Source organism: Shimia aestuarii, from assembly GCF_900114635.1.
In the GTDB taxonomy this organism is placed as follows: Bacteria; Pseudomonadota; Alphaproteobacteria; order Rhodobacterales; family Rhodobacteraceae; genus Shimia; species Shimia aestuarii.
Genome location: NZ_FOTQ01000026.1, coordinates 1 through 2,490, shown reverse-complemented (window position 1 = coordinate 2,490; position 2,490 = coordinate 1). Strand labels below are relative to the sequence as shown.

3 protein-coding genes are annotated in these 2,490 nt (G+C 53.6%); all 3 read left to right on the top strand.

The window, feature by feature from the left end; all coding sequences use genetic code 11:
- Positions 1-138 precede the first annotated feature (138 nt).
- Positions 139-645 carry a hypothetical protein gene (locus BMZ35_RS20550; RefSeq protein ID WP_093097288.1) on the top strand — a complete coding sequence of 169 codons (507 nt, stop codon included), beginning with the start codon at positions 139-141 and terminating at the stop codon, positions 643-645.
- A 251-nt stretch (positions 646-896) separates the two neighbouring features.
- Positions 897-2,279 (top strand): primase-helicase family protein, encoded by a 1,383-nt coding sequence (locus BMZ35_RS20545; protein WP_093097286.1) that lies wholly within the window; start codon positions 897-899, stop codon positions 2,277-2,279.
- On the top strand, positions 2,276-2,490 hold a 215-nt coding region (locus BMZ35_RS21045), incomplete at its 3' end, for a hypothetical protein (RefSeq protein ID WP_207503044.1). The genes BMZ35_RS20545 and BMZ35_RS21045, both read left to right, overlap by 4 nt.

Here is a 2,490-nt window from a genome sequence, read left to right as displayed (position 1 = left end):
ACGCAGTAGACGAACCGCGCCGCTGAGACTTGCCGCCCCCGGTAGCGTATCTTTGGTCGTGTCTTGGATGAGGCCACCCAGCACCCGTTTTCATCAGTTACTGTTTCGGATAGCAGGGAGAAATGACTGGAGGATAAAATGGCAGCAGAGCACGGACTAAAAGAAGTACAGGAATGGTTGCGGGCGGGCGCGCCTCAGTTTGGCGAAATAGACCAGCTTACTCAGGTTGGCATTACTTATTTCGTGCTCACTTGGAGCCTTTTTGATTTTCAGAAATTGGGCGCAAGGGGGCGTTTAACGGACGTCGAGAGTTTCATAGAGACAAGTATCCCTGAGGTATGCGACTTTCAGATCTTCATGCCCTACTTCGAGTTCTTTAAAGCGCGCTATCTAGACAACATGACCGGAAACCACCGTCTCGATGCCTTGTGCTGGAATGATTACAATAGTCTCGAACGGATAACTACGGGGTTGCAACAGTTAGACCCTGATTGCGTCACAGTAGTAGGTACGCTTCTTCGCATAGCTTACCGTCTAAGATGTAATCTAATCCACGGCTCGAAATGGCAATATGGGCTCGAAGACCAGCGTGAAAACTTCGCCTATTCGAGCGCGTTCATGACGAAGATTATTGATCGTTTCTAAACGCTTGAATCGTCCGGATTCAGCCGACCTTCTGTGTCGACATCAGATTTATGCCGAAATTGACCTCAAACCCCTTATTTTATTGACCGAAACGCCCTTTCAAGACCCTCGAATTTCTTCCAGGGCACACTATAGAAGGAAGCTACGCGATCATGCACCCGGTAGACGCCCCTTGAAATGGCCTGATCATCCACCTTCAGAACGAGGCGCGTCGCATACACCGGAGCATCAATGATGGGAGATAACCATCAATGCAAAACGATACTTCCACTACCGAGAATCATATCCAGAAGCTGGCGAAGGCTTATGGCAACCAGATCGTCCGCAGGGACAATAAGTTTTACGATATCGAGCATCTGGGAACGCCGTTATCCCGCACGGACGTCGAGGTCATGATCCTCAATCGGATCCGGGGAGAATTCCCTGACGTTCCGCTCAGCAGCGAGCTGTTCAAGGGGCTATTCAAGCTGCTGATCGAGCAACGGCACACGGACACCGAGCGATCCTTTCAGGTCTGGAACGGAACCACGGTCTGCGCACCCGGAAATCCTGACCGCCTGATCATGAAGCGCGGATCGGTCTCAGCCAATGTTTGGTCGGCGCCTGCATACCGACAGCTTCGAGTCAATGCAGCCGACTATGGGGTGGTTGGAGAGTTCTTCGAGGCCTTCTTTCAGCGCTCAGAGGAACGGGAACACTTCCTGAACTGGTTGGCGTGGTGCCTTCAGAATGAGGACGATAAACCGGCTTGGGCTCCGTTCTTCTATTCTCGCAGCAAAGGCACCGGGAAAAGCACGACCTGCCGTATCCTGTCCGTGCTGTTCGGGGCTAGAAATACTGCAGTTCAGAACAATGTCGGCAAGCTTACGCAGCAGTTCAATGCAACGGTTCTCACGAGTAAGCTGGTCGTCTGTGAGGAAACGCAAATCACCCCGGGATCGCCGCAGTCGAATGCGCTCAAGACCTTCATCACCGACCCCGACGTTCTCGTTGAACGCAAGGGCTTCGAGGCTGAACGGTCCCGCCAGTACTGCTGCTTCGTGTTCACCTCAAACTTCGCGCCTACGTGGCTGGAGGAGGGCGAACGGCGCTACTACGTCATGGAAGTCGATCATGACGGGCGTTCCGGTGGCCCGCGAGCCGCTGATTTCGCGGAGTTGGTGGGGCGGGTACATCGGTTCCTTGATGATCCCGCAAGTGTTGCCCGGCTGCATAATGCCCTGATGCAGCGTGACCTCCCTAAGGCCTTCAACGCCAAGAGCCTAAATATCGCTGAGTTTTCAACGCCTATCATGCAACGACTGCAGCAGAACAGCCGTCAGACAGTCCTTGATCAGCTTGAAGAGCAGTTGAACGAACGCGGGCTTGTCGTTCTACCCGAGGCCAGCGTCGTTGAGTTCATCCGCAAGCACCTGAATGCGAACATCAATCAAACGAAGCACCTGATGGACGAACTCGAATGGCATAAGACCAAGGTCAAATGGGGTGGCAAGGACTATTCCCGTGCGATCTGGGTACGCCCCGGTTACTCAATCGACCGAGGTAAGATCTATGGTCCTGATTTCCCGACTGAGAGCGTCAGCGACTACCTTCAACGGGAGGTTCCGACGACAGAATTCGAGGTGATCCAATGAGCGATCAGCACTTCGTATTTCGGGATGACTGCGAGCTCTGGCTGCAGGACATTATGAACAATCATTATGAGGAGGCTCTTTCGAGGGCCACCTCCCTCCTATCTCAGACCTCGGCGGATGAAAACGGGTGCTGGGTGGCCTCATCCAAGACACGACCAAAGATACGCTACCGGGGGCGGCAAGTCTCAGCGGCGCGGTTCGTCTACTGCGT

Excerpts from the sequence above, each read along its gene's own strand:
- BMZ35_RS20550 (WP_093097288.1), top strand. The coding sequence starts at position 139 with ATGGCAGCAGAGCACGGACTAAAAGAAGTACAGGAATGGTTGCGGGCG.
- BMZ35_RS20545 (WP_093097286.1), top strand. The coding sequence starts at position 897 with ATGCAAAACGATACTTCCACTACCGAGAATCATATCCAGAAGCTGGCG.